General features: G+C 42.8%; 17 protein-coding genes. 13 read left to right on the top strand and 4 right to left on the bottom strand.

Annotation, left to right across the window (positions count from 1 at the left end):
• Nucleotides 1–322: 322 nt before the first annotated feature.
• The 7 genes from SNE26_RS12440 to SNE26_RS12410 all read left to right on the top strand — a co-directional run bounded on the left by SNE26_RS12440 (nt 323) and on the right by SNE26_RS12410 (nt 13,896).
• Entirely contained in the window at nt 323–1,636 is a 1,314-nt protein-coding gene (locus SNE26_RS12440) for a DUF3472 domain-containing protein (RefSeq protein WP_321559678.1), read from the top strand.
• A gap of 35 nt (nt 1,637–1,671) precedes the next feature.
• Nucleotides 1,672–3,021: a Gfo/Idh/MocA family oxidoreductase gene (locus SNE26_RS12435; protein WP_321559677.1), complete on the top strand. Its 1,350-nt coding sequence runs from the start codon at nt 1,672–1,674 to the stop codon at nt 3,019–3,021.
• Between the two features lie 567 nt (nt 3,022–3,588).
• Nucleotides 3,589–6,699, top strand: a complete 3,111-nt coding sequence (locus SNE26_RS12430) for a TonB-dependent receptor (protein ID WP_321559676.1) — start codon at nt 3,589–3,591, stop codon at nt 6,697–6,699.
• Between the two features lie 39 nt (nt 6,700–6,738).
• Complete coding sequence (locus SNE26_RS12425; protein ID WP_321559675.1) at nt 6,739–8,259, top strand: RagB/SusD family nutrient uptake outer membrane protein; 1,521 nt, start codon at nt 6,739–6,741, stop codon at nt 8,257–8,259.
• Between the two features lie 84 nt (nt 8,260–8,343).
• On the top strand, nt 8,344–9,744 hold the full coding sequence (locus tag SNE26_RS12420) for an aryl-sulfate sulfotransferase (protein WP_321559674.1): 1,401 nt from the start codon (nt 8,344–8,346) through the stop codon (nt 9,742–9,744).
• Between the two features lie 10 nt (nt 9,745–9,754).
• Nucleotides 9,755–10,771 (top strand): c-type cytochrome, encoded by a 1,017-nt coding sequence (locus tag SNE26_RS12415; protein ID WP_321559673.1) that lies wholly within the window; start codon nt 9,755–9,757, stop codon nt 10,769–10,771.
• A gap of 140 nt (nt 10,772–10,911) precedes the next feature.
• The gene (locus tag SNE26_RS12410) at nt 10,912–13,896 is read left to right on the top strand and encodes a glycoside hydrolase domain-containing protein (RefSeq protein WP_321559672.1); all 2,985 of its coding nucleotides are present in this window, start codon (nt 10,912–10,914) and stop codon (nt 13,894–13,896) included.
• Nucleotides 13,897–14,057: 161 nt separating this feature from the next.
• Here SNE26_RS12410 and SNE26_RS12405 read toward each other — a convergent pair whose 3' ends face one another.
• Nucleotides 14,058–14,390 (bottom strand): helix-turn-helix transcriptional regulator, encoded by a 333-nt coding sequence (locus SNE26_RS12405; RefSeq protein ID WP_321559671.1) that lies wholly within the window; start codon nt 14,388–14,390, stop codon nt 14,058–14,060.
• Nucleotides 14,391–15,135: 745 nt separating this feature from the next.
• Between SNE26_RS12405 and SNE26_RS12400 the strand changes: the two genes are divergently transcribed.
• Together SNE26_RS12400 and SNE26_RS12395 are read left to right on the top strand one after the other, a co-directional pair.
• The gene (locus tag SNE26_RS12400; RefSeq protein ID WP_321559670.1) at nt 15,136–15,696 is read left to right on the top strand and encodes an inorganic diphosphatase; all 561 of its coding nucleotides are present in this window, start codon (nt 15,136–15,138) and stop codon (nt 15,694–15,696) included.
• Between the two features lie 293 nt (nt 15,697–15,989).
• Nucleotides 15,990–17,111 (top strand): XrtY-associated glycosyltransferase XYAG1, encoded by a 1,122-nt coding sequence (locus tag SNE26_RS12395; RefSeq protein ID WP_321559669.1) that lies wholly within the window; start codon nt 15,990–15,992, stop codon nt 17,109–17,111.
• Between the two features lie 40 nt (nt 17,112–17,151).
• Here SNE26_RS12395 and SNE26_RS12390 read toward each other — a convergent pair whose 3' ends face one another.
• The 3 genes from SNE26_RS12390 to SNE26_RS12380 are packed head-to-tail and all read right to left on the bottom strand — an operon-like array spanning nt 17,152 to nt 19,491.
• Nucleotides 17,152–17,475, bottom strand: a complete 324-nt coding sequence (locus SNE26_RS12390; RefSeq protein ID WP_321559668.1) for a phosphoribosylpyrophosphate synthetase — start codon at nt 17,473–17,475, stop codon at nt 17,152–17,154.
• A 36-nt stretch (nt 17,476–17,511) separates the two neighbouring features.
• Nucleotides 17,512–18,444, bottom strand: coding sequence for a cation diffusion facilitator family transporter (locus SNE26_RS12385; RefSeq protein WP_321559667.1), 933 nt, complete (start codon nt 18,442–18,444; stop codon nt 17,512–17,514).
• Nucleotides 18,445–18,450: 6 nt separating this feature from the next.
• Entirely contained in the window at nt 18,451–19,491 is a 1,041-nt protein-coding gene (locus tag SNE26_RS12380) for an AI-2E family transporter (RefSeq protein WP_321559666.1), read from the bottom strand.
• Nucleotides 19,492–19,723: 232 nt separating this feature from the next.
• Between SNE26_RS12380 and SNE26_RS12375 the strand changes: the two genes are divergently transcribed.
• The 4 genes from SNE26_RS12375 to SNE26_RS12360 all read left to right on the top strand — a co-directional run bounded on the left by SNE26_RS12375 (nt 19,724) and on the right by SNE26_RS12360 (nt 26,464).
• Nucleotides 19,724–20,962, top strand: a complete 1,239-nt coding sequence (locus SNE26_RS12375; protein WP_321559665.1) for an MFS transporter — start codon at nt 19,724–19,726, stop codon at nt 20,960–20,962.
• A gap of 7 nt (nt 20,963–20,969) precedes the next feature.
• Nucleotides 20,970–21,824 carry an ROK family protein gene (locus SNE26_RS12370; protein ID WP_321559664.1) on the top strand — a complete coding sequence of 285 codons (855 nt, stop codon included), beginning with the start codon at nt 20,970–20,972 and terminating at the stop codon, nt 21,822–21,824.
• Nucleotides 21,825–21,836: 12 nt separating this feature from the next.
• On the top strand, nt 21,837–24,497 hold the full coding sequence (locus SNE26_RS12365; protein WP_321559663.1) for a glycoside hydrolase family 2 protein: 2,661 nt from the start codon (nt 21,837–21,839) through the stop codon (nt 24,495–24,497).
• A 164-nt stretch (nt 24,498–24,661) separates the two neighbouring features.
• Nucleotides 24,662–26,464 carry a hypothetical protein gene (locus tag SNE26_RS12360; protein ID WP_321559662.1) on the top strand — a complete coding sequence of 601 codons (1,803 nt, stop codon included), beginning with the start codon at nt 24,662–24,664 and terminating at the stop codon, nt 26,462–26,464.
• Nucleotides 26,465–26,481: the final 17 nt, after the last annotated feature.

Genomic DNA, 26,481 nt, shown 5'->3' with positions numbered 1-26,481 from the left:
ATCATCAGTTTGCATAAGTTGGCTGGTTAGTATAGGGGAGATTTGATATTGGCGGCGGCATATAGTGCCCTTTAATTTTATTTAGAGAGCCTGGCTTATTTGCAATAAAGAAATAACCGCTTTGCAGGCATATTTACCTCCAATTTTTGAAACCGAAATCATCAACCCGGGATGTTTGATAAATACCTGTTTTTCAATTAATGCCAGTTAAAGGATAATTATGCCCATTTTTCAAACGTTTGCGTTGAAATTGAAGCATTTATTTTTTACTAAAACCGCTAATGCGAGTACATTTATGAAACGATACTTGTGTTATAATTCAATGATGAAGAAAACCGTTATAATTTGTCTTTCGATATTGTTTATTGCCATAGGAGATAATGCCGCCATTGCGCAGACCGTACACTTTGATGCTGCACAATTGCGTCACGTTATCCCGTTTGGCGGCAATGCCTGGGTAAACGCGCCTGATACTATTACCGATGAAGGCTTAATTGGTCTGAAAAGTCCGAAAACAACAGCTGGTATTTATTTCAGGGTTAGCAACGCACAGGATCTTCAACTTGCGCTGGTAGTACGTGTGCCGCAAGGCAGCAGTACTTTACAGCTATCGATAGGGAAAAATACGTTTGTTAAAAAACTAAACAATACCAAATTTGATACCGTCAGTTTCGGAAAGGTTCATATCAACAAGCCGGGGTATATAATGGTAAGGTTAAAAGGAACCAGTAAAACCGGCGCTGTTTATGCCGATGTATCTGATTTGGTAGTTACGTTGCAGAAAGCAGATAATGATATATCTTATGTTGCTAAAGGCAGCTCGTTTCATTTTGGCAGGAGAGGGCCTTCCGTGCATTTGCGCTATCCGGTGGCTGGCGATAAAGAAAATAAAGTAAAATGGTTTTATAACGAGATCATTGTACCAAAGGGACAGGACGTGATAGGTTCATACTTTATGGCCGATGGTTTTGGCGAAGGGTACTTTGGTATGCAGGTAAACTCTGCTACCGAACGCAGGGTACTGTTTTCAGTATGGAGCCCTTTTAATACTGAAGACCCCAAGAGTATTCCCGACAGCATGCGAATTAAACGGGTAAAAAACGGCAGTAATGTTCATATCGGCGAGTTCGGCAATGAAGGATCGGGCGGTCAAAGCTATATGCGTTTTCCGTGGACGGCCGGGCAGGCTTATGCGTTCCTGTTGAGCGCCGAACCTGATCAGCTAAAAAAAACTACTACGTACACCGCTTATTTTAAAGATGTAGCTGCCGGTAAATGGTTTCTCATAGCCAGCTTTACCCGCCCGCAAAAGGCCACCTACTTAACTCATTTGTATTCGTTTGTTGAGAATTTTGAACCGGAAAATGGCGATAAAGTGCACAAAGCTTATTTTACTAACCAATGGATAGGTGACAGCGAAAACAACTGGCTGGAGCTTACCCATGCCGTATACACAGGTGATGCTACCGCAAATGCCAACTATCGTAAAGATTATGCAGGCGGAAAAGAAGGCGATAAATTTTTCCTGCAAAACGGTGGTTTCTTTAACAATTATATCGTACTTAAAGCACCATACGATCGTGAGGCTACCGGCCAGAAACCTTTGATTGATTTTTCAAAACTCCCCGTTAAATAACACTCAATAGCCAATATAGATACACTAATTATAATATGGAAAGAAGACAATTTTTGAAAACCAGCGCAATTGCGGCGGCAGGTTTTAGTATTTTACCTTCAGGAAGCCTGTTTGCATCGGCACCTTCAAAAGTACGCTTAGGTTACATTGGTGTAGGTGCCCGCGGCATGAGCCATATTGCCGAAGGTTTGCTTCGCGATGATGTGGAGATCGTAGCCATTTGTGATACACAGGAAAGCTCCTTGAAAATTTGCCGCGAATACATCGCCAAAAAAGGACATGCGCCTGTAAAGGAATACACCGGCGGATTGGACGCTTACAAAAAGCTATTGGATCATAAAGATATTGATGCTGTGATTATTGCTACACCATGGCAATTTCATCATCCGCAGGCTATTGATGCCATGAAGGCCGGAAAATATGTGGGCTGTGAGGTGATTGCTGGTTTAACTGTTGAAGATCACTGGGATATAGTGCGCACATCCGAAAAAACAGGGATGCCTTACATGACGCTTGAAAACGTTTGCTATCGTCGGGATGTGATGGCGGCTTTGAATATGGCACGCCAGGACCTGTTTGGCGAGATCATCCATTTAGAAGGCGGATATCAGCATAATTTAAGGGGAGTATTATTCAACGACGGTAAGCATTATTATGGAGGCGGTGTTGAGTTTGGCCCTAAAGCCCTAAGCGAAGCGCAATGGCGTACCCAGTTCAATATCGATGTAGACGGCGATATCTATCCAACACATGGCGCTGGTCCGTGTATGCACTATGCTAATATCAATGCAGGTAACCGTTTTACTAATCTTGTGTCATTCAGTTCAAAGGCGCGCGGTTTGGCGGCCTATGTAGAAGAGTTGTCGCCAGGCCATCCGAATGCTAAAATCAACTATAAAAATGGCGACGTTACTACCACTATGATCAATTGTGCCAATGGCGAAACGGTACTGCTGAGCCATGATACGCACCTGCCGCGCCCTTATTCATTAGGTTTCCGTGTGCAAGGCACAAAAGGCCTTTGGATGGATGTTAACAAAAGTGTTTACATCGATCATAAATCAAAAGAGGATGATTCGTGGGACCCGGCAAAAGAATGGTTTGATAAATATGATCACCCGCTGTGGAAGAAATATGAAAAGTTTGCCGAGGGTGCAGGCCATGGTGGTATGGACTGGTTTGTGTTTAATGCTTTCGTTGAAGCTGTAAAGCAAAAGCGTCAAACACCTATTGATGTTTATGACTCTGTTACCATGAGTGTAATTACACCTCTATCAACCAAATCATTAAAAGAAGGTAACGCAAGTGTGGAGTTTCCTGATTTCACGAAAGGGAAGTGGAAGGAGCGGAAGAATACCTTTGCGCTCGATGATAGCGGCTTTTAATTATCGTTTATATTTTTTGTATGTTTTGTTTAGCCCGGCCAAAAGCCGGGCTTTACTTTTTTAAAACAATCACCGCCACCGCTCAGCTCCAGCCGAGTGGCTATTATCCAAGGCCTCAGGCCTACATTACACCCATCCGTGGCGGCCAGAGGCCGTGAAATAGTTACCACCCGGCTGGAGCCGAGTGGTGGCGGGGGCTCTGCTGTCACGCAATTGCTTCGTCGTTCCTCCTCGCAATTGACATAGGAAGCTTTCAACCTGCTCATAATCAAATTCTTTGATCATGAGCCCTAAATACGCCGATTGCATAAAATTAATGCTTCATTCACCCCATCTGTGGCTTGTTTAACGCCTCAAATAACCTCGATTATTGCCCGTTTTCGCCGCAAAATACTTTGAGTCAAACGTTTGCGTAAGCTCGTTTTTGCTCAAAGCAAACGTTTGCGCTGTGTTTGGAGGGTCGATTTTTTGCTTTCAAAATCCGGTATCTCTAATTTCCAATATTCAAAAACAGGACTAAATCGCAACAGAAAACTAACAATTAATTAATACCAACACCCACCACGTATGATTAAAATTTACTCAAACCCCGACAAGGGCTTCAGCAAACAGATTTATTTAGGGAGGCATAAGAATGGCCTTTTTAAATTGATGTGCTGTTGCCTGCTTTTATTATTGCCTGTGCTTGCAAACGCGCAAACAATTATCAGTGGTAATGTAAAAGATAAAGACGGCCCCATCATTGGAGCTACCGTAACCCAAAAAGGCGTTAAAAATACTACCTCTACCGATGTTAACGGCAAGTTCAAGCTTACATTAAAGAGTAATTCAACGGTATTGGTTGTTTCTTACGTAGGATTCAAAACACAGGAGGTATCCGTAGGAAATTCTACCGATATAACTATTACCTTACAGGAAGACCTTAACAAATTGAACGAAGTAGTAGTAGTAGGTTACGGTACCGTTAAAAAAGGCGACCTTACCGGTTCTATCAGTTCAATTAAAAGTGATAACCTCACGCTCGGCGGTACTACATCTAATATCGGCCAGGCCATTCAGGGTAAAGCAGCTGGGGTACAGGTTCAGCAAGCCAGTTTTGCACCAGGTTCAGGTATCAATATTACCGTGAGGGGTGGTAACTCCATCAATACTTCTACAGCACCACTTTATGTAGTTGATGGTTTTATCAGCGAAGCCGGCAGCCAGGTTAACCCGAACGACATCGAAGACATCCAGGTACTGAAAGACGCATCGGCGACGGCCATCTACGGTTCAAGGGGCGGTAATGGTGTTGTTTTGATCACCACTAAAAAAGGAAAAAATGGCAAAGTGTCTTTAGATGCTGATATATCAGGAGGTACGCAATACCTGACGTACAAGCCGGCTCTGTTAACCGGTCAGCAGTATACCGATATTCAAAATGCTACCGCTCTTGAAGACGGTAAGCCACAACCATATCCATCAAGTTTCCAGGTGGCCAATACCAATTGGCTAAAATTGGCAACCCGCAATGCTACCGTTCAAAATCAAAGCCTCAGCTTAAGCGCAGGCGATCAGAACTCAAAATTATATATCGCCGGTAACCACATCAAACAGGTAGGGGTGCTGCAGCATACCGGCTTTGAAAGGTATACTGCAAGGATAGGCGCTGAAAAAACAGTGAATGAAAATATTAAGATCAGCGGTAACTTCTATGGTGCAAATTCAACCTCAACTTTGCAATCATACACGGGCGATATTACCGCACCGTTGTTTAGCCTGCTTACGGCACCGCCTAACGTAGCGCCTTATAATGCCGATGGTACTTATAACTATTACGTTACCCAGGGCACAAAAACCAACGCTTTGGCCGGCCTGTTGGAACCCACAAATAATAGCGGTAATAAATTAATTAATGCCAATGTTGGTTTGGATTATAAGATCATCAACGGGTTAACATATCACCTTACTGCAGGTACCGAATATAACCAAACCACTACCGGTCAATACCTTCCAACAACTACAATTGCCGGTGCAAAGCAGGGTGGTGTAGCTGCCGAACAGATCTATTCAAACTTCAGGTGGATTGCTGAAAACTATTTTACTTATAAATTCAATATCAAAAAAGACCACGATTTTACCGTATTGTTAGGTACATCAAACCAAAAAGATGTTGCCGAATCATTGCTTTCAGGTGCCAAGGGCTTTTCAACCGACGCTTTTTTATATTATAACCTAAATGCAGGTTCATTAAGTAATGGCTATGGAAGCAACAAGGCAGAGGCTTTTCTTACATCATACTTTACAAGGTTAAATTACGCTTACAAAGACAAAATTTTGGCGTCGTTTTCTTATCGCGATGACAGGTCGTCACAGTTTGGTTCAAACAGACGCTCTGGCTTTTTCCCGGCCGGCGCTGTAGCTTACAAATTAACTGATGAGGATTTTGTAAAAGACCTGAATACTTTCTCAAATTTAAAAGCCCGTGTTAGTTATGGTGTTACCGGTAATGACCGTATCCCGGCAAGTTTATATCTTGCAACTTTTGGGCCATATAGCACAGTGCTTAACGGAAGCGGTCAGTTACAAACAGGCATCGAACCTAAAAATCTTGCTAACCCTAACCTTAAGTGGGAAGCCACAAGGCAACTGGATATTGGTTTGGATATGGGCTTCGCTAACGGCCGTATTAACGCAAGTATTGATTATTACAGCAAAAAAACTACCGACTTGCTGATCCAGGTACCGATTGGGGCACAATGGGGGGCTACTAACGGAACACAATGGATAAATGGCGGCGCTATCCAAAACAGGGGTATTGAGCTTTCGGTAAATACCAGCAACCTGCGCAGCAAAAACCTGTCATGGAATACTACAGTTACATTTGGCTACAATAAACAAAAGGCGTTAGATTTAGGTCCGGGGGTTACAATAATAAGTACTAATACCGCCAACCCAAGCGGCACCGTTTCGGGCCAGGAGTTTACAAGGGTTGTACCAGGTATTGAGCTTGGCGAGCTTTATGGGTATGTATACCAGGGTGTTATAAAAACAGGGGAAAGCTATGCCCCGCAACCAAATTCAAAAGCAGGTGACCCTAAATATAAAGATGTTAATGGCGATGGTGTAATTACCCCGGCCGACCGTACCTACCTGGGCAATTCAAACCCGCATTATATGGCTGGTTTTGGTAACGATTTTCATTACAAAGGCATTGATCTGGGTATATTTTTCCAGGGAGCATTTGATTACTACCTGTACAATATGAACAACATGGTACTGGAATCAACAACCGGAGCAGCCGCGTTGAACAGGTTTGTTGCAGGTAAAAATGAAAATACCGCTATCCCGCGTGAAGGTTATTACCTGAGCACCTATGGTAGCTACGTAAATTCACGTTTTGTTGAAAATGCCTCTTATGTGCGTTTGAAATCGCTTACGCTGGCATACAACTTTCCGGCCTCGTTATTTCAAAATATGAAAATTTTACAGGGCATCAGGATTTATGCCGAAGCGCAAAACCTGTGGACCATTACCGGTTATAAAGGTACTGACCCGGAAGCAAACGTACATGCCGATGACACTGGCGCACACCCTGGTCAGGTTCCGATCCGGTCGGCTCTCGGAGGCGGTTTGGATTTTAACTCCTTCCCGGCATTTAAAACGGTAACATTCGGTATTAAGGCATCTATCCATTAATGAATTATCCATTCAAGGGATCAACAAAATTTAAATCAAATGAAAAAATATAATATTCTACTCCTTGCTGCTGCGGTAGTTACTCAGTTTTCCTGTAACAAATCCAGCCTCGAACCTAAAATATACAGCAGTTTAACAAGTCAAAATGCGTTCCTCACCAAGTCTGACGCTATTGCCGCCGTAAATGCGGTTTATGCCCGGCTTAAAGGCCCGGCGGTAGGTGACAACTTTGACTATTGGACAGTAAGGCACTTCGCGCTTACCGATTTAACTACAGATGTAGGCCACTGTAGCTATGCAGGTGACCCGGGGCAATTATCGTTAGTGCAATGGAACTCAGCCAACGGTTTAATAGCTGAGGATTACAGGCAGATCTACAAACTTGTAGCCAATGCAAACAATGCTATCTACAACATTGCGGCGATGAAAAGTATCACAGATGCTCAGAAAAGTCAGTTCTTGGCTGAAATGAAATTTTTACGTGCTATTGCTTATTCTGATCTTACCGACGCCTGGGGGCCGGTGATCCTTAATACCGAAAAAGATATAGCCAATCCTGATTACAAGGCTCAAACCCCTCCAAGCCCGGTTGCTGATGTTGACGCTTTAATGATCACTGATCTGCAAAATGCGATCAATGTATTACCCGCAGATTATACAAAAAGTGATATTTATACAACCAACGATGTAGGTCGCGCTACAAAAGGCGCCGCTATGTTCCTGTTGGCCAAAATCTACCTGCGTGAGCATCAATGGCAAAAAGCTGCCGATTTAACCAAACAGGTAATGGATTTGGGAATCTACCAGTTATATCCGACATATGCAGGCTTGTTTAAAGAATCAAATACCTGGTGTTCTGAAAATATCTTCTCGGTATTGAGCGACGCCAACGTTAATGGAACAGAGTTATTGAACCACTTCGGTCCGCTAAGCCATCCGGTTTTAACTGACAGGTGGCAATACTACGCCGTAACCTGGGATTTTTACAACAGTTATGGCGATGAGGATGACCGTAAAAAAATGTTTTTTACCCAATACCAGGGTGTTGATGGTTTAACCCACAAACAGGCCCCGTCATCAGGTGCTACCGCGCCAGACGGTGTATTATATATGCCGGATGTTGCGACTATGAAATATGCAGATCCGAACGGTGCTAATACTTACTATGACGGCCACAGTGTTGATGTTTTGCGCTATGCGGATGTATTGCTGAGCCGTGCGGAAGCTTTAAATGAGTTGGGCGGTCCCACTGCCGAAGCTGTTTCCTTAGTAAACCAGGTTAAAGGCCGTTCGCACGCCAAGCTGCTGGTACAGGCAAATCTTACACAGGCAACTTTCCGTGATGCTCTGTTGCAGGAGCGCGGCTGGGAGCTGTATTACGAAGGCAAAAGAAGGGCCGACTTAAAACGTTTTGGCAAATATGATGTGATTGTGAATGCATACCTGAAACGTGTTGGCCAAACCAATACCGTTCAGTTGCCGCGCGACGAGTATTTCCCATATCCGCTTAACCAGGTTACTGTTAACCCTAAGCTGAATAATGCGGGCAGGCAGCAATAAACATAAAATTCAAATGGATAAAGAGTATACAGCCTTTACTGGTTGTATATTCTTCATCATTTAACCGGTATTACAAAATTAGTGATGAAGGATTGGTTTAAAGTTTTAGCGAAGGGTTTGTTAGTTTCGATCATCTGCGGTTGCTCGGGTGGTAACATTATAAAAGAAATTCACATAGGTTTGTACAATAACAATGAGCTGAAGATAAAGCTTGATGTTGTGACCAGTAAGCCTGTTGATGTTTACGCTGAGTATTGGATAGAAGGCAAACAGCCGGTAAAATACCGGTCGACCGCCACTGGTAATTCTAAATCGTACAAGCTTGTACTTTGTAATATTTTGCCGGATACTACTTACTCGTATCATATTGTAACCATTGATGGCGGTGATACCGTTGTCAGCAAACCCCATACTTTTAAATCGCACCAACTGCCGTTGTTTTTGCAGGAACAGTTTCACGCTAAAACAGCTGCTAAGGCTTCGCTACCTGCACAGTTCAATGGTGGGTTGATGCTCATCAATAAACGCTATGCGCCGGGCGTCGCATTTTTGGTTGATGCCAAAGGACAGATACGGTGGTACCATATGATTGACAGGCTGGGTTTTAAAGTGATCAATTTTACGAAGGATAAAACGCTGCTTTCTATTTTAGGCCGAAATGATGAGCCTACCAGCTACGGCAGCGAGATCCTGGAGGTCAATATGCTGGGCGATACATTGCTGCACCTTACCAGAGGCCAGGGCGATTTCAAGCAAACCATCCATCATGAAATACTGAAGAATGATAAAGGCCGGCTGGTAACCATTTTTGTTGATCAGCGATTAATGGATTTGAGTTCGATAGGCGGAGGTAAAAAAGATACTGTTAATGGCGATGGGATTATGATGATGGATAAAACGGGTAAGCAGCTTTATAAGTGGAGCGTGTTTGATGTGATGGATCCCCTGAAAGATCCTAAGATCCTGAAAACAAAAAAAGACTGGATGCATGCCAACAGCCTTAGTTATGATGTTGATGGCAATTATCTGATGTCGTTTTATAACAACGGGCAAATCTGGAAGATAGATTCTCACACCGGTAAGGTAATTTATAAGTTTGGTAAGGGTGGCACTATAGCTATGCCTGCCGACTGCAACTTTACCCAGGCCCACGCAGCCCATATTAATAACCAGGGAAACCTCATGTTTTTTGACAACGGGGTGGAGAAACACCAGTCGGGCGTATATGCTATGAAAATTGACGAGAAAAATCAAACTTCAACAATTGCCATGCACATCAAACTACCTAAAGAGATATTTAACGGCCGGATGGGCAGCGCTTATATGATCAACGATACAGCCACACTTGTATGCTGCTCAAAAAGGCACATCGTGGTGTTGGCAAACAACAAAGGCGTTTTACAGTGGACGATGGAAACATCCGTGCCAACCTACCGGGCCGGTTTTATAAAATACGAACAACTTGATCCATTTTTAAAACCATAGATCATTAAAAATGAAAAAGAAATATCAATATATAACTTTCCTGCTGCTGCTATTTGCCCTGGCAAACGTTGCCCAATTGGCATCATGTAGCGGAAGCAAGGCTGAAGAGGCAGATAATGCTGATTCGTTGGCCGCCGGCAGGCTTGTTTCGGTAGATACCACCAAAATGCCCGGAGGCAAATATGGTGAGGCTGTGCGCTATGGGAGGGAGCTGATGCTGCATACCGCCTATTATATCGGCCCGGAGGGCGTTAACGGACATTACACCGGCAATAAAATGAACTGCACCAATTGCCACCGCGATGCCGGTACAAGGCCGTATGCTTTCAACCTGGTAAGGTCTTTTCGTGATTATCCGCAGTACCGTGCAAGGGAGGGCAGGATTTTATCTTTGGCGGAGCGCATCAATAATTGCGTGATGCGTCCTAACTTGGGCAGACCGCTGCCGCTTGACGGGCGGGAAATGATCTCGATCATGGCTTACCTGAAATTTTTGAGCGATTCATCAAATGTTGCAAAAACTACTAAAGGCTTAAAGAATATGGAGGTTGAGCTGCCGGACGTTGCTGCATCATCAGACAGGGGCGAGGTGCTATACGCCCAAAATTGCGAGCGCTGTCACGCCAAAAATGGTGAAGGTAAAATGCGCTTTGATAACGTGACTTACGAATATCCGCCGGTATGGGGTTTATTGGCCTATCGCCCGGGCTCGAGCATGCACAGGGTAGTTAAGCTGGCACAATGGTTAAAAGGCAATATGCCTTATGATAAAACAGCCGAGGGTAAACCTTTTTTAACCGATGCTGAAGCGCTTGATATTGCCGCCTTTGTTAACGATGACACAAAGCATAAACGTCCGTTGCCTAAAACTACCAAAGAGGTTGATTATCCGCATTACGAAGAAAAAGCAATTGACTATGATAAAGGCCCTTTTAAAGATCCTTTTTCGGAGCAACAGCATAAATACGGGCCGTATAAACCTATCATTGATTATTGGGAAGGTAAGGGGATAACACCGGCTATTTAAAAATACTAAACCCCACTATGTCATTGCGAGGAACGAAGCAATCGCATGCTATACAGAGCGGACATGCTTATGTGCGATTGCCACGCTGCGCTCGCAATGACATAGTTTTTATTATAAAAAGTACTGACTAAATTTATTCCATGAAAAAACAATTTTTAGCTATCACTTTCCTTTTAACCGGCTTTGCTGCATCGGCACAAAAAGTACCTTATACCAACTGCGAAAAATGCTGGCTGGCCGATTCATTGGGTAATCACCGTGTAGTGTTAACCTTTAATGGTACTGGTAAAGTAGCTAAAGCCGTAATCAACTGGAGGCGAAGAGATAATGAACCTGAAAATAAACGGATCATTATTGAGGATGCTAAAACCAAACAAAAAATAACCAACGTAAAAATCGGTGCTGTGAACCGTGAAAGCGGCGAACTATATTTTGAGCCAACATCTGGCAAAGGCACTTACTTTGTGTATTATATGCCTTATAAAAATGAAGGCCGCTCAAATTACCCTAAAGGCGTTTACCTTAAACCCGAAAATACAGCGTCTGCGGAATGGCTTAGTGCTGTAAATGGTAAGCAGGTGCAGTTAGCTTCGGTAAAAGAATTTCAGTCGATTGATGCTTTTAACAGTTTTTACCCCATGGAGGTGATCGCCACTAAAGCAGAAACAGATGCCTTAGTAAGTAAGCATAAAGCAGACGCATTTTTAATTTTTCCGGAAGACAGGATGAACTCCATCCGCATGACTAAAGATCTGCCGCAACGCTGGATAGAGCTTGGTCCGCAGAATAGATACACCGGTGAAGCTGCCCGCGGCGAAAACTTTGCATTTCAGTTGGGTATCTACGCGTTGCAAAATGTCGAAAATGTACAGGTAATATTCAGCGATCTGAAATCTGCTGCAGGTAAGGTTATTCCGGCATCGGCATTATTTTGTATCAATACCGGCGGTACTACCTATGATGCTAAACCGCTTACCAAGGTGGTGAATGTGACCAAAGGCGAGATCCAGGCTTTATGGTGCGGGGTTGATGTACCTGCTGCAATTTTACCTTCGGTTTATACAGGTAAGGCCACTATCAGTATCAACGGAAAACCGGCAAAAACAATCGCTTTGTCGGTTAAAATAAATAGTAAAATATCAAAAGATGGCGGTGTAAGCGAACCTTACAAAATGACCCGCCTGAGTTGGTTAAACTCAACCATGGCGCAACAAAACACCGTTATTGCGCCATATACGCCGCTTGAAATCATCGGCAATACGGTAAGCTTATTAGGCCGTAAAGTAGAAGTGAATAAAGACGGTTTCCCAAAACAGATCCAAACTTATTTTACGCCCGAAATGACGGAGTATGCTGCAGCGCCCAATAGCCTGCTTACCGAAGCAATCCACTTCCATTTTATTGACGCTGCCGGGAAAAAGATAAACCTGAAAAGCCAGGGTGTACAGTTCACCAAGAAAGAAGCAGGATTAGTTCAGTGGACTGCCTTAAGCGCCAATGATAGTTTACAGATGAATGTAACCGCCTCGTTGGAGTTTGATGGCTTTATGGCTTACACAGTGAAAGTAAAAGCACTGCAGGATGTCAACCTGAAAGATATTACCATGCACATCCCTTTTAAAAGGGAGTTTGCAAAATACATGATGGGGCTTGGTCAAAAAGGTGGATATCGCCCGGAAAACTTTGAATGGAAATGGGATGTAGCCCATAAAAATCAGGATGGTGCATGGATAGGCAATGTTAACGGCGGCTTGCAGTATTCTTTAAGAGATGAGAGATATGTTCGTCCGCTGAATACTAATTTTTACCTGCAAAAGCCTTTATTGCTGCCAACCTCGTGGGGCAATGATAACAAGGGTGGTATTAAAGTAGCGTTTGATAGCAAAGCAGTATTGGCCAATAATTACAGCGGAGAGCGCGACCTGAAAAAAGGCGATGAGCTTTATTATAACTTCACGCTGTTGGTAACTCCATTCCATACCATTAATACCGATTTTCAGTGGGCTACAAGGTTTTACCACGCGTACAAACCTATTGATACTATTAAAAGTGCAGGAGCAACGCTTATCAACATTCACCATGCCACGGCTATAAACCCAACCATCAACTATCCGTTTATCGCCTGGCAAAAAATGAAGGCTTATGATGATTCGGCTCATGCCGCCGGGTTAAAGGTGAAGATCTACAACACCATCCGCGAGCTGTCAAACCACGCCTATGAAACTTTTGCTTTGCGCAGTTTAGGTCATGAAATCTATTCGCCGGGTAAGGGTGGAGGATTTAGCTGGTTACAGGAGCATGTGGGCGATGATTATATCGCCGCCTGGTTTGTTCCCGAAATTAAGGATGCGGCTATCATTAACAGCGGTATGAACCGCTGGCATAATTACTATGTAGAGGGCATGAACTGGCTGACCCAAAATGCAGGTATCGACGGTATTTACCTGGATGATGTGGCCTTTGATCGTGTAACCATGAAGCGTATTAAACGAGTATTGACTAAAGATGGCCACCCGGGGATTATCGACCTGCACTCGGCTAATCAATACAACAAAAGCGACGGTTTCAATAACAGCGCTAACCTGTATATGGAGCATTTTCCTTACCTGAACCGCCTTTGGTTTGGTGAGTATTTCGACTACGAAAAAAACGATCCTGATTTCTTCCTTACCGAGGTGAGTGGGATCCCTTTTGGTTTAATGGGCGAGATGCTGCAGGGCGGAGGCAATAAATGGCGCGGGATGGTTTATGGCATGACCAACCGCATGCCATGGAGCGATGGCGCCGATCCGCGCCCGATCTGGAAGGCCTGGGACAATTTTGGCATGAAGGGAACTAAAATGATTGGTTACTGGGTTGATAATAACCCAGTAAAAACCGATAAAGCCAAAGTGATTGCTACCGTTTATAAAAAGGATGGTGCAACCATGGTGGCCGTTGCCAGCTGGGAAGATGCTGATACTGATTTTCAGTTAAATATCGACTGGGAAAAATTAGGCATAGATCCGGCTAAAGCCACTATTACTGCTCCTGAAATTAAAAGTTTTCAACCTGCAAAAACATTTAGTTTAAACGACAGGATTCCTGTTGAAAAAGGTAAAGGCTGGTTACTGATCATCAAATAAAGCGGTTAATGCATAAAAATGGTTTATCATCGTATGCTTTTGCATTGGCGGTATGTTAATTTAAATTCCGTACCTATGGTTTTCCCTTTTCTTCAAAAAATAAATAAGAGAGTATACATAAATAATATCCTGAAGCGGGTTCTTATGCAACGGGCAATAACTTACTCTGATAATAATTGAACATACTGCTCAAGCAAATTGATGTATTTATCTTTCCAAACATTTACCCTGCTTTGGTTTGAGCGCAACACCTCTCTGCTTCTGTGATCGTATACGTTATTAGTTTGTTTTGAAAAGTATTCCGGAAATTCTTGTGAAAAGTCATGATCTATAATCCTGCCTATTCGCTGAATAATCTCTGCATTTAATTTTTCCTTGTTAAACCATTGATATACCATACTTCTGCTTACATCTGAGTGATGAGCAAGTGCTGTAATACTAAAGCCTTTTTTTCTAATCAGGGTTTCTACAATTTGACCGTGATGTTTTTGCATAATTTTTAGCTGTAAAAAGTTAAAAAACTAATCCAAAATAAGTTTAGGTACTAACTAATAATTAGTTTTTAATCAATTGACTAACCATTGCCAGATAATCATGTATTGCAACATCTGTGCCGACGTCCCAATTTTAATCCTGACGAAATTGATAAGATAGGTTGATTTAGCAATAAGATTGACTACAACTTTTAGGAGTATTTTTAACTTTTAGGATATTTATTTACTCTTTTATCTTTTTGCAGTTAAAACGTCGTGTATTTAATTACGCGTAATGTGTGGAATAATGTATACATGGTGTGAAATTTTATTCCCATTTGATGGTTTGTAGTTAAAAGTTTAATCTTGAGAATAATAATAGTAACAAGTAAATCAGCGGATTGCCACAATAATGTTACAGACTTATGGCTGTAATACTATTGTGAAGAGGTATGCCAATGTTTTACGGCTGAATACATTATATTAATAGTTAATTTATGTAAAATTAACCTGACGCCCAGGGAACTTAAAAATCCTGATGACAAACCAGAATTTTGAACGGGTATATTTTGTATCCCTTATCAGGGTTTATAAGAGAATTTCGGTAGTGTACAATCCTGTAAACCAGCAAAAAAAGAAGAAAAGAGATGTATGAGAAGTGTTTGAGTAACAAAGTGTAAAAAAAATAGAATGGAAATATTTTAATAAAAATGCCAAATTGTTAGTACTTTCATAAAAAAATAATCAAAAGATTAAATTACTACCAATGAATACACAGCATCCATGGCATGAAGTTTCAACCGGGCCTAAAATCCCTTATGTTGTAAACGCCGTTATTGAAATCCCCAAGGGCTCGAAGGCTAAATATGAGATTGATAAAGAATCCGGGCTTTTAAAGTTAGACCGTGTGCTTTTTTCATCTGTAATGTACCCGGCCAATTATGGGTTTATCCCGCAAACCTATTGTGATGACGAGGATCCGCTCGATATTTTAGTGATATGCTCTGTTGATGTTTTTCCGATGTCTATTATTGAAGCAAAGGTGATCGGGGTAATGCATATGATTGATAATGGCCAGCAGGATGATAAAATTATTGCTGTTGCCAATAATGATATGTCGGTTAATTATATAAATGATTTAAGCGAATTACCGCCGCATACTATTAAAGAGATTGAGTGTTTCTTTAAAGATTATAAAGTTTTGGAAGGTAAAAATGTAACTGTGGAACGATGGATGGGGGTAAGTTACGGGCACCAGGTAATAGAAGATAGTATGGTATTATACGATGTTAATTTTAAGCCGGCCCAAAGTAAGGTTGCCGGTTAAAAATATCAGGAGCTAAAAAAATGTTTAACCCAACTTCGTCTTAATCGAGCTGCCGGGTTAAACATTTTTTATTTTTAATTTGCCCTGCCAGCGGATGTAGTTAAATGTGTATGAGCTTAGTTTAGTACCGTTTGTTTTATTCAGGATTTTCCCTGCTCTATTTATATAAGTAATTTTAGTTGGTTTAGCAGGGCTATTTTAACTACCGCATTAATTTAGGTTTAAAATCGCAACCGGCTAAATAAACCATCAACGGGTGCATATTTGCATTCCCTTACAGCTAACGATATTTTATGAAAATACTGCACATTATACCTGCTTATAAACCCGCTTATGGATACGGAGGGCCAACTGAATCTGTATCGCGGCTGTGCGAGGGATTAGCAGCTAATGGGCATGTTGTTGACGTTTTTACCACCACTGCTAACGGTAAAACCGAACTGGATGTAATACCCGGTGCTATAACAAATGTGGAGGGGGTTAATGTAATTTATTTTAAACGGATCACCGGTGATCACACACACGTAAGTCCGGCATTATGGCACAGGCTTGTTAGAACCGCTAATCATTATGATGTGATCCATATCCATTCATGGTGGAGCATTTTAAGCGTAATCGCTGCGCGGATTGCCTTGTTCAGTAAAGCCAAGGTAATTTTGGCGCCCCGCGGCATGCTAAGCGAGTATGTATTTGAAACCGGGAACAGTGGCTACAAAAAGTTGATCCATAAATTGGGCGGCCGAAAAATTTTAAAAAAATGCGTGCTGCACGCTACCGCCCAATCTGAATATGTTGAATGCAGGAAGTTGATTCCGGGATGGGAAGGCTTTGTTTTACCCAATATTTTATCATTACCCGATATCGAAATAAAGGAAACCAACAATGAGTGTTTCACTGTTATTTTTATGTCACGCATTCATCATAAAAAAGGACTTGAAAAACTGTTTACTGCTATAAGTCAGCTTTCGTTTAAGCTGAAACTTGTTATTGCCGGCAATGGCGATGAAGCATACGTACAGCAATTGAAACAACTTGCAGATGAATTAAATATAGCTTCAAAAATTGACTGGATAGGCTGGGTAAACCGTGAGCAAAAGTTTGAACGGCTTAACCAGTCTGATCTGTTAATCCTCACTTCCTTAAATGAAAACTTCGCGAACGTAGTGGTTGAAGCGTTGCATATGGGCACTGCTGTTTTAATTTCTGAAAATGTAGGCCTTTCCGATTTTGTTGGCGAAAATAACCTGGGCTGGGTTTGCACATTAGATGCCGGCAGCATTATCGGAAAATTGAACGAAGCCCACCTTGGAAAGCAAAAATTAGATCACATCCGCAAGCATGGCCGTGAAATTATCAGAAAAACATTTCATGAGCAGGTACTGATTACAAAATATTACCAGGAGTATTTAAAATAATCCCTCCTTTTCTTTCCGCTAATTTACTATCCCGGTCAGACTACTGCCGGCCCTGTTGATACTTATAATGTAAATTCTTTAGCGTTTCGATAGTTGCCTCATCTGTTGAGATTCCATAACCTGTTACCAGTGTGCCTTTAACGCCATCGGCTGAAGCAAGGGCGTAAACAATGGCTTCATCGGCAGGGTCGGAGGGACCTTCATAACGGTACAGGTCTACTATTTCAAATTCCTCCACCGGAAAATTTTCTCCGCCTGCTTTAAGATGGTCATCTTCCAGGCTAAACTCATGGGTATAGCCCTGTTCTTTTAATTTGGTTATAGCTTCGGTTACTGTTGCGTAATGAAATTTTTGTTCTTCCATGAGATAGGTTGTTTGTTATCAATAGCTAATATACAATTAAAGTACGCCGCCTGTTTCAGTAATTTCTGCCGAAAATGTTTCGGGCTGTACTAAAACAAAGCGCACCAGGCTAAACTCCTGCTTAATGCAATCGCGGATCCGGTCGATAGCTTCGTTGATCTTTTGTGTATCAAGATCCTCTTTAAAAGCTACTATCAGCATCAAAATAATTTCATCGGGCGATTGATAGGTTGACAGCATGTGCATCACTTTTAAAACAGCACTGTCACGTTCAACCAGGGCGGTGATCTTAGTACGCGATTCGGATGAAATGCCTTCGCCCATAAGCAAACTCCTGCTTTCGCGGGCTAATATCGCCGAAACACCAACCAATATCAACCCAACCAATAATGATGCTACACCGTCAAGCACAGGGATGTGGTAACGATGGTTCAGGAACATACAGATGCCTACGATAAAAAGCCCTGCAACGGCTGCGCTATCCTCAAACATTACTAAAAAGGTTGATGGGTCTTTGCTTTTAACAACAGCATCCCACCAGGTTTGATCACCTCTTATTGCATTAAATTCTTTCAGGGCGATGATGAGCGATGAGCCTTCAAATATGACAGATAATCCCAATACAATATAGCTCATCGTAGGGTCGCCAAGAGGTTCGGGTTCGCGGATATGTAATATGCCCTGGTAAATGGATAACCCGCCGCCCAGGCCAAATATCATGATAGATACAATGAACGACCAGAAATACAACTCCTTGCCATAGCCAAAAGGGTGGGTTTTATCGGGCTCCTTGCGTGCCCGGTGCAGGCCAAGCAATAACAGCAATTCATTAGCAGTATCCACTACCGAGTGAATGCCTTCGGAGATCATCGATCCGCTCCGGCCGATAACACCCGCAATGAATTTGGTTATTGCTATCAGCAGGTTGGCAATAAGCGCACTATATATAGATTTTTTTGATGAGGCCATTTTACTTTAATGCGCTATTACCTCGGCATCGCCAAGTTTTTTAACATACAATTCATCAACCAAAATCACAATGATAGCCACAATAGGCACAGCCAGTATAATGCCCAGCACACCCGAAAGTGTTCCCATAACCACCTGGCTGATGATAGTAAGCGCAGGAGGCAGGTTGATCATACGGTTTTGTACTATAGGCACTACGATATTGCTCACTATGGTTTGCGATACAACATAAATGAGCGCCACTATAATGGCTGTATTAGTGCCCATGGTAAGTGCAAGTAATACACCGGGTACCATGGCTATAACCGAGCCCAGGTTGGGGATGATCTTTAACATGCCTGCAAATAAGGCTAATATCAACGCTGCCGGGATGCCCATGATGCTTAAACCCGTGGTAAGCAGCAAGCCTAATAACACCATAGAAAGTAACATCCCTTTAAGCCAGCCTTTTAATGAAAGACTAATCCTGTCCATAATATCCTGCCCCAAAGGTTTTTTCTTTTCAGACAAAAGCATTAAAATGCCGTTTTTATAAACATCGGGATTAGTAGTGAAAAAGATACTCAGGAACAGGATGATATAAATATCACCCAGTACGCCAAAGCTGGTACTGAAAAAGTGCTGTACGGTAACTACTACCTTGTCAGGATCATTATCGCCCGAAAAATAATCAAGTATTTGCTGCCCCGTGGGGTTTGAAGCCAGTTTAGCCTTGAAATTATTAACCGTATGCGGGAGTGTATCTTTTAGTAAAGTTATCTGGTGCTGTATGGTTGTGCCCATCAAATAAAACAAGCCAGCTACAATTAAAAATGAACCAACTACTGATATGATCATAGCGTAGCGCCTGCGCATTTTGGTATTGCGCTCTATCAGGTCGCCCAGGCCGTGAAAATAGGTTGCTATCAGCGCGCCTGAAAGTACCATAAGCAGTACGTTAAAAGCAACCCGGGCTATCAGTATCACTACAACCAACAAGGCAACAATGGCAACAGTATGCCATACTTTTTCGATGTAGGTAAGTTCTTTCTCTCTTTTTGGGGTCATACAGCAGGTATTTGTTCCATTAACACGTTCATGTACCCCAAATGTTTTGATTGAAGGTATTTAGTTAACAGAATATTAAGTAAAGAATGATATCGATTGTTTTTTAGGCTTTTTAAAATATTTTAAAAAGAAAGTGTAACAATTTAAATAAGATTTTTTAAAATTATCCAGCCAAAGAATTTTTAACGATATTTAAGTTAATACCGAACCAAAAACCATAACCCTCCAATTGATGAAGAAAAACTACTACATCGTAACGCTTATCATGCTTACGTTTTTTGTCATTTCGTTTTTAACCAATATCATTGGGCCGTTATCTCCCGAGTTTATTAAGGATTTTAAACTGAGCGATGTAATGGCAGGGGTATTGCCCTTTGCGTTTTTTATTGCCTATGGGGTTATGTCAATCCCGTCGAGCATGCTGGTTCAAAAGTATAACGAAAAAACCATCATGGTTGCTGCTTTTGTGGTGGCGTTTTTTGGCTCTTTACTATTGGCTGTTTATCCTAACTATCTAACTGCCATTATATCCTTGTTTTTAATTGGCTGCGGTATGGCTATGCTGCAGGTGGTGATTAATCCGCTGCTCCGCACATCAGGCGGGGAGGAAAATTACGCTTTTACCTCGGTACTGGCACAGCTTATATTTGGCGGGGCATCGTTTGTTAGTCCGCTGGTTTATTCATACATGGTTAAAAATATGGGGAGCAGCAAGGGTGGTATTTTCCCTTTGCTTGAGGCCCACGTACCCATAACCATGCCCTGGATCTCGCTGTACTGGCTGTTTGCTGTTATTTGTTTAGGTATGTTCGTGATCATGCTGATATCTAAATTTCCGAAGGTAGAGCTGGCCAGCGACGAAAAAGCCGGGCCTTGGAAAACTCACCTTGATCTTTTTAAAAAGCCCGTTGTTATAGCTTACTTTATAGCCTTGTTTTGTTATGTGGGCAGCGAGCAGGGCGTATCCTACTGGATGTCGCAATTTTTACTCGTTTACCACAAATTTGATCCGCAAACCACGGGCGCCAGTGCCGTAGCTTACTTCTGGGGACTGATGACCGCCGGAGGTATTTTAGGCTTGTTCCTGCTTAAGTTGATGGATAGCCGCAAGCTGCTGGTGATCTTTACCATTTTGGCACTTGTTTTCCTCACGCTTGGCCTGTTCGGCAGCGCTCAAACATCGTTGTATTCATTTTCAATAGTTGGTTTCTTTATGTCGGTAATGTATCCCATTATATTCTCGCTGGCATTGAGCTCGATAGCCGAAGATCACGGTTCATTTGCCGGAATTTTAGTTACGGGTATTATTGGCGGCGCAGTGGTTCAGCTTTTGATAGGCGGTTTGGGCAGCCTGTTTGGGTTAAGGCAGGGGATGTTTTTCCTGTATATTACATTCGGTTACATGCTTAGTATTGGCTTTTGGGCTAAGCCGCTGGTTACCAACAAAACTATTTTTGATAATAAAGCATAATATATAAATGAGCAATATAAAAGTTATAGGTATCGACCTGGGTGCTACCAATATCCGCGGTGCGGTGGTTGATAATAACACCATCGGTAATATTATATCGCAACGAATAAAAAGTGACGGCAGTGTTGAAGATGTGCTGAATGATATTTATACCGTTGTTGATGCCCTGCTGCAAAGCGATACCGTCAGCGCCATAGGCATAGGCGTGCCCAGCGTGGTTGATGTAGCCGAAGGTATTGTTTATGATGTGCAATATATTCCCTCATGGAAAGAAGTACACTTGAAAAAACTAATGCAGGAGCGGTACAACGTTCCGGTATATGTAAATAATGATGCCAATTGTTTTGCCGTGGGCGAACTGTATTTTGGAAAGGGGAAAGGTGCTGACAGCATGGTTGGGGTAACCCTGGGTACGGGGCTTGGCACAGGCATTATCACCAATGGCAAACTATACGCAGGCCATAATTGCGGTGCCGGGGAGATAGGTCTTTTTCCTTATATCGATAACATCCTGGAGTACTATTGCAGTGGCTCATTTTTTAGTAATGTATACGGATTGGATGGCGTACAGGTATTTAAAGATGCCCGGGCCGGCAAGGAAAGGGCATTAGGTTTGTATGCCGAATTAGGAAACCATATAGGAAATGCCATAAAAATGGTCATGTACGCCTATGATCCCGAGCTGATTATTTTAGGCGGATCGGTAAGCCAGGCCTTTGAATATTTTAAAGATACCATGTGGCAGCAGGTGAAAACCTTTGCCTATTCAAAAACGCTTGAGCGTATAAAAATCGAGACCTCAGAACTGCAAAACAGCGGTATCATTGGCGCGGCCGCTTTGTATTACGACAATCAGAAGTAAAGTTAATCTGTCATGAAAAAAATATTATTAATGTCGGTAATTGTCCTGCTTGGTACAAGGGTATTTGCGCAGGGGCGGCATGAGAATTTTAATTTGCTGTTGAAGGATGACTGGCAAATGCAATCGGCAGTTACAGCACCCGCCGCTGCTACAGACATCTCGAAAGAAAAATTTGATACCCAGGGCTGGTATAAAGTAAGCGTGCCGTCAACCATTTTAGCTGGTTTACTGGCCAATCATGTATATAATTTCGATCCGTTTATGGGCAGGAACCTTGAAAAACTGGCAGATCCTAAACTGGATAAGCCATGGTGGTTCAGGAAGGAGTTTAACCTGCCCGCTGCCGAAAATGGCAAGAACGTGATCCTTCGTTTACATGGCATCAACTATAAAGCCAACGTTTGGTTCAACGGGGTTAAAATAGCCGATTCAACAAAAGTAAAGGGCCCGTACCGCATCATTGATCTTGACCTCACTAAAAATATCAACTATAGTGGCACTAATACTTTAGCTATTGAAGTACTCAGGCCTTTTACACCAAACAAACGTAATGGTGACCTGGCCATTGACTATGCCGACTGGATCCCTTATCCGCAGGATTATAATGGTGGCATCATCAATAATGTTGAGGTAAAAACCTACAACAAGGTAGGCGTGAAGTTTCCGCTGGTTACTACCGATTTTGACCTTCCTTCGCTTGCGGTAGCCCATTTAACCGTAGATGCCCAGGTAACCAACTACACCAATAAAGCCCAGGACGCGGTGATCAAAGGCAAGATCAACGAAAATATATCCTTCGAGAAAAAAGTACACCTGCTGGCTAACGAGTCGAAGAATGTAAACTTTTCGCCTTCGGAGTTTAAGCAGCTTAATGTTAAGGGCCCATCCATCTGGTGGCCCTGGCAATATGGTAAGCCAAATCTCAATCGTATTGAAATATCGGCTGTGGTTAATAAAAAGCTGAGTAATTCGGTGAGCGAAAACTTTGGGATCAGGCAGTTTACATCTAAGATCATTGATGATAACCAGTCGCGGGAGTTTATTGTGAATGGTAAGCCTATTATGTTAAGAGGCGCGGCCTGGTCGCCTGATATTTTCCAGCGCCGTTCGCCTCAAAGGCAGGAGCAGGAAATCCGTTTGGTGCGTGATATGAATATGAACATTGTGCGCTCCGAGGGTAAAATGGAGGACGATAATTTTTACGACCTGTGCGATAAATACGGCCTTATGGTGATGAACGGCTGGATGTGCTGCGGCACCTGGCAACACCCCGAAAAATGGGATGCCGCCGAGCGAAAAGTTGCCATGGCATCAGATAGCAGTGTGATGTACTGGCTGCGCAACAAAGCCAGCTTATTTGTATGGCTCAACGGCAGTGATATGCCGCCGACAGACACCTCGGTTGAGCGCGATTACCTGAAGATTGAAAAGCAGTTAAAATGGCCCAACCCTTTATTGGCAACCGCCAATGAAAGTAAATCAAAAGTATCGGGCTATAGTGGCGTAAAAATGGCTGGTCCGTATGAATGGGTACCGCCAATATACTGGGAAACCGATGCCGCCAAAAAGTATGGCGGTACTTACAGCTTTGCTACCGAGATTTCGCCCGGCCCGTCTATCCCGCCATATGAAAGCTTGGTGAAATTTATTCCAAAAGATTCGCTGAACGTAACCTCAGCCGCCTGGAACTATCATTGCGGTACAGGCTCATTTGGTACGACAAAGGTATTCACCAGGGCGCTTTACAGTCGTTACGGCGAAACGGCATCCATTAAAAACTATGTAGCCAAAGCTCAGGCACAAAATTACGAGGCCCACCGCGCCATGATGGAAGCATACGGATTAAACAAATACCAAACTGCCACCGGCGTGGTGCAATGGATGCTGAGCAATCCGTGGCCGGGCATTATCTGGCATACATATGATTATTATCTGTACCCTGCGGGCACTTACTTTGGTATGAAAAAAGCCATGGAACCCCTGCACGTGCTGTATTCATACAAAGCAAATGAGGTAGCGGTTATCAACTCCTATTTAAAAACCTTTACAGGTTTAAAAGTTAAGGCTGATGTTTATAACCTGGACGGGTCAAATAAATTCAGTAAAACCACTACTGCCAATATTGGTGCCGATGCATCAAAAAGATTATTCGCCCTGCCCGCCATTGTGGGCTTAACGGATACTTACTTTTTACGCCTTGAACTAAGCGATAAAAGCGGTGAATCTAAAAGCATCAACTGGTACTGGCTCTCCAAAAAAGGTGATGAGCTGAACTGGAAAAAATCAAACTGGTTTACTACGCCACAATCGGCTTACGCGGATTATTCGGCCCTGCAATCTTTACCCAAAACTAAATTAGTGGTTAGCCAAACAGGCAAAGCCGAAGGGGACAGTACCTCGTATGCGGTAACCATCAAAAATACAGGCACTGCAGTTGCGTTTTTTGTACATCTGCGCGCTTTAAAAGGGCAAGGTGGTGACGATATTTTACCTGTGATCTTTAGCGATAACTATATCTCACTGGCACCAGGCGAAAGCAGGGTGATTAAATGTACCTATAGTACTAAGAATGCCGATGGTACAGCACCTTATTTCCTGACTTCGGCCTGGAACCTGGACCCTGCTGCAAGCAGTGGCGATTGTGGGTTTGAAGATGGGTTGCCGGGGGATTAGTTTATTCGGGATATAAGTTTGACATGGCCTGTTTTTCTTAAACTAAACCACCTTGTAAAATTTATCCCCCGGGAATAAATACCTGCATCTTTCGGGCTAATTTCCGGTGATTGGCGAAATAAATAAACCGCTGTTTATTATATTCGGCAAAACCCAAGCAGATAATGAAATTACTATCTAATTTAACCCTGTCATTTTGCCTGTTTTTTTGTGCTGGCGTTTGGGCCCAGCAACCTGTTAATATGCAATATTCGGTGTCGATGGAAAAGGCAGCCGAACATTTGTACCATGTTGAGTTGACCAATAAAACCCACCTCAAAACGCTCGATTTTAAAATGTGCGTTTGGACACCGGGATATTACCAGCTGATCAATTTTGCAGGTGCAGTACAAAATTTTACTGTTGTCGATGCCAAAGGAACCGCGCTTAAATTTGATAAGCCAACAAAGGATACCTGGAAGGTTATTAATCCTTTGGCCGGCGATGTAAAGATCTCGTATGATGTTAAGGCAGTTGTGCCGTTTGTAGGCAACGTTTACCTTGACGAAACAAGAGGCTACATTACCCCCGGAGGCCTGTTTATGTATCTCGACCAGGAATTACGCCATCCAGTCACCATCCAAATGAAGCCTTACAGCAAATGGAGCAACCTGGTAGCAACCGGGCTGGATACTCTGAAGGGGCAATACCATGTTTACAAAGCAGCCGATTTTGATGTGCTTTATGACAGCCCGTTTTTAATGGGCGAGCTGGAAGTACTGCCTGCGTTCAGTGTGCAAAACAAGCCGCATAATTTCATAGGTTATAAGTTGCCTGCTTTCGACAGACAGGCGTTTATGGATGATCTGAAAAAGATCGTAGTGACAGGCAGCAACATCATAGGCGAAATTCCATATACGCATTATACCTTTTTATCAATAGGCGCGGGCGGCGGCGGTATTGAGCATTTAAACTCAACCTCGCTAAGCTTTAGCGGAGGCGAAGGGTTTAATACGCCCGAAGCCCGTAAAAAGCTGTACAACTTTATAGCGCACGAATATTTTCACCACTACAATGTTAAACGGATCAGACCGGTTGAACTTGGGCCCTTTGACTACTCGAAAGAAAATCATACCAATATGCTGTGGGTATCAGAAGGGTTTACGGTTTATTATGAATACATGATAACCAGGCATGCCGGTTTAATGAATAATGAAGATATGTTTGGCGATTTTCAGAACAACCTGCGCAACTACGAGAACCAGCCCGGGCATTTATACCAATCGGCAACACAGGCCAGTTATGATACCTGGGATGACGGGCCCAACGGCCGACAGGGTGACGATTTTAATAAAACGATCTCTTATTATGATAAAGGGCCGATTTTGGGTTTGATGCTTGATTTCAGCATCCGCCACGCTACTCAAAACAAAAAAACGCTTGATGATGTAATGCGCCTGCTTTATTATAAGTATTACAAAAAGCTGAACCGTGGTTTTACAGAGCAGGAATTTAGGAACGAATGCGAAAAAATGGCAGGCATGCCTTTACCCGAAGTATTTGAATACGCATCAACCGTTAAACCTCCCGATTATCCTAAGTACTTTGCTTATGGTGGCCTGGCTGTTGATACGGCAACCAGGGTAGTATCTGAATCATGGGCCGGTCTTAATGTACGGCAGCAGGGCGATACCCTCCGGATCAATACTGTAGCTTATAAATCGCCGGCATGGGATAAGGGTATCAGAGGGCGTACAGTTATACTTACAGTTGATGGCGCCCCAGCTACAAAAGATGTACTTTTTAAAGCCTTCGAAACAAAAAATACAGGCGATAACCTAACCTTGGGTTTACTAAAAAACGGAGAGAAGAAGGACGTAACCATTGTTTTAGGCAGATTACATGAAAAAACATTTAAGATCACGCCGCTGCCTAATCAGGATAAACTACAGGCCGCCATTTTTAAGAGCTGGACGGAGGGGAAGTAACGATTTACCCGGCATTT

This window comes from Mucilaginibacter sp. cycad4 (assembly GCF_034263275.1).
In the GTDB taxonomy this organism is placed as follows: domain Bacteria; phylum Bacteroidota; class Bacteroidia; order Sphingobacteriales; family Sphingobacteriaceae; genus Mucilaginibacter.
This window is presented reverse-complemented; position numbering and strand designations above follow the sequence as displayed.

What these genes read in the sequence shown, in the direction of transcription:
- SNE26_RS12440 (WP_321559678.1), top strand. Translation starts at nt 323, where the DNA reads ATGATGAAGAAAACCGTTATAATTTGTCTTTCGATATTGTTTATTGCC.
- SNE26_RS12435 (WP_321559677.1), top strand. Translation starts at nt 1,672, where the DNA reads ATGGAAAGAAGACAATTTTTGAAAACCAGCGCAATTGCGGCGGCAGGT.
- SNE26_RS12430 (WP_321559676.1), top strand. Translation starts at nt 3,589, where the DNA reads ATGATTAAAATTTACTCAAACCCCGACAAGGGCTTCAGCAAACAGATT.
- SNE26_RS12425 (WP_321559675.1), top strand. Translation starts at nt 6,739, where the DNA reads ATGAAAAAATATAATATTCTACTCCTTGCTGCTGCGGTAGTTACTCAG.
- SNE26_RS12420 (WP_321559674.1), top strand. Translation starts at nt 8,344, where the DNA reads ATGAAGGATTGGTTTAAAGTTTTAGCGAAGGGTTTGTTAGTTTCGATC.
- SNE26_RS12415 (WP_321559673.1), top strand. Translation starts at nt 9,755, where the DNA reads ATGAAAAAGAAATATCAATATATAACTTTCCTGCTGCTGCTATTTGCC.
- SNE26_RS12410 (WP_321559672.1), top strand. Translation starts at nt 10,912, where the DNA reads ATGAAAAAACAATTTTTAGCTATCACTTTCCTTTTAACCGGCTTTGCT.
- SNE26_RS12405 (WP_321559671.1), bottom strand. Translation starts at nt 14,390, where the DNA reads ATGCAAAAACATCACGGTCAAATTGTAGAAACCCTGATTAGAAAAAAA.
- SNE26_RS12400 (WP_321559670.1), top strand. Translation starts at nt 15,136, where the DNA reads ATGAATACACAGCATCCATGGCATGAAGTTTCAACCGGGCCTAAAATC.
- SNE26_RS12395 (WP_321559669.1), top strand. Translation starts at nt 15,990, where the DNA reads ATGAAAATACTGCACATTATACCTGCTTATAAACCCGCTTATGGATAC.
- SNE26_RS12390 (WP_321559668.1), bottom strand. Translation starts at nt 17,475, where the DNA reads ATGGAAGAACAAAAATTTCATTACGCAACAGTAACCGAAGCTATAACC.
- SNE26_RS12385 (WP_321559667.1), bottom strand. Translation starts at nt 18,444, where the DNA reads ATGGCCTCATCAAAAAAATCTATATATAGTGCGCTTATTGCCAACCTG.
- SNE26_RS12380 (WP_321559666.1), bottom strand. Translation starts at nt 19,491, where the DNA reads ATGACCCCAAAAAGAGAGAAAGAACTTACCTACATCGAAAAAGTATGG.
- SNE26_RS12375 (WP_321559665.1), top strand. Translation starts at nt 19,724, where the DNA reads ATGAAGAAAAACTACTACATCGTAACGCTTATCATGCTTACGTTTTTT.
- SNE26_RS12370 (WP_321559664.1), top strand. Translation starts at nt 20,970, where the DNA reads ATGAGCAATATAAAAGTTATAGGTATCGACCTGGGTGCTACCAATATC.
- SNE26_RS12365 (WP_321559663.1), top strand. Translation starts at nt 21,837, where the DNA reads ATGAAAAAAATATTATTAATGTCGGTAATTGTCCTGCTTGGTACAAGG.
- SNE26_RS12360 (WP_321559662.1), top strand. Translation starts at nt 24,662, where the DNA reads ATGAAATTACTATCTAATTTAACCCTGTCATTTTGCCTGTTTTTTTGT.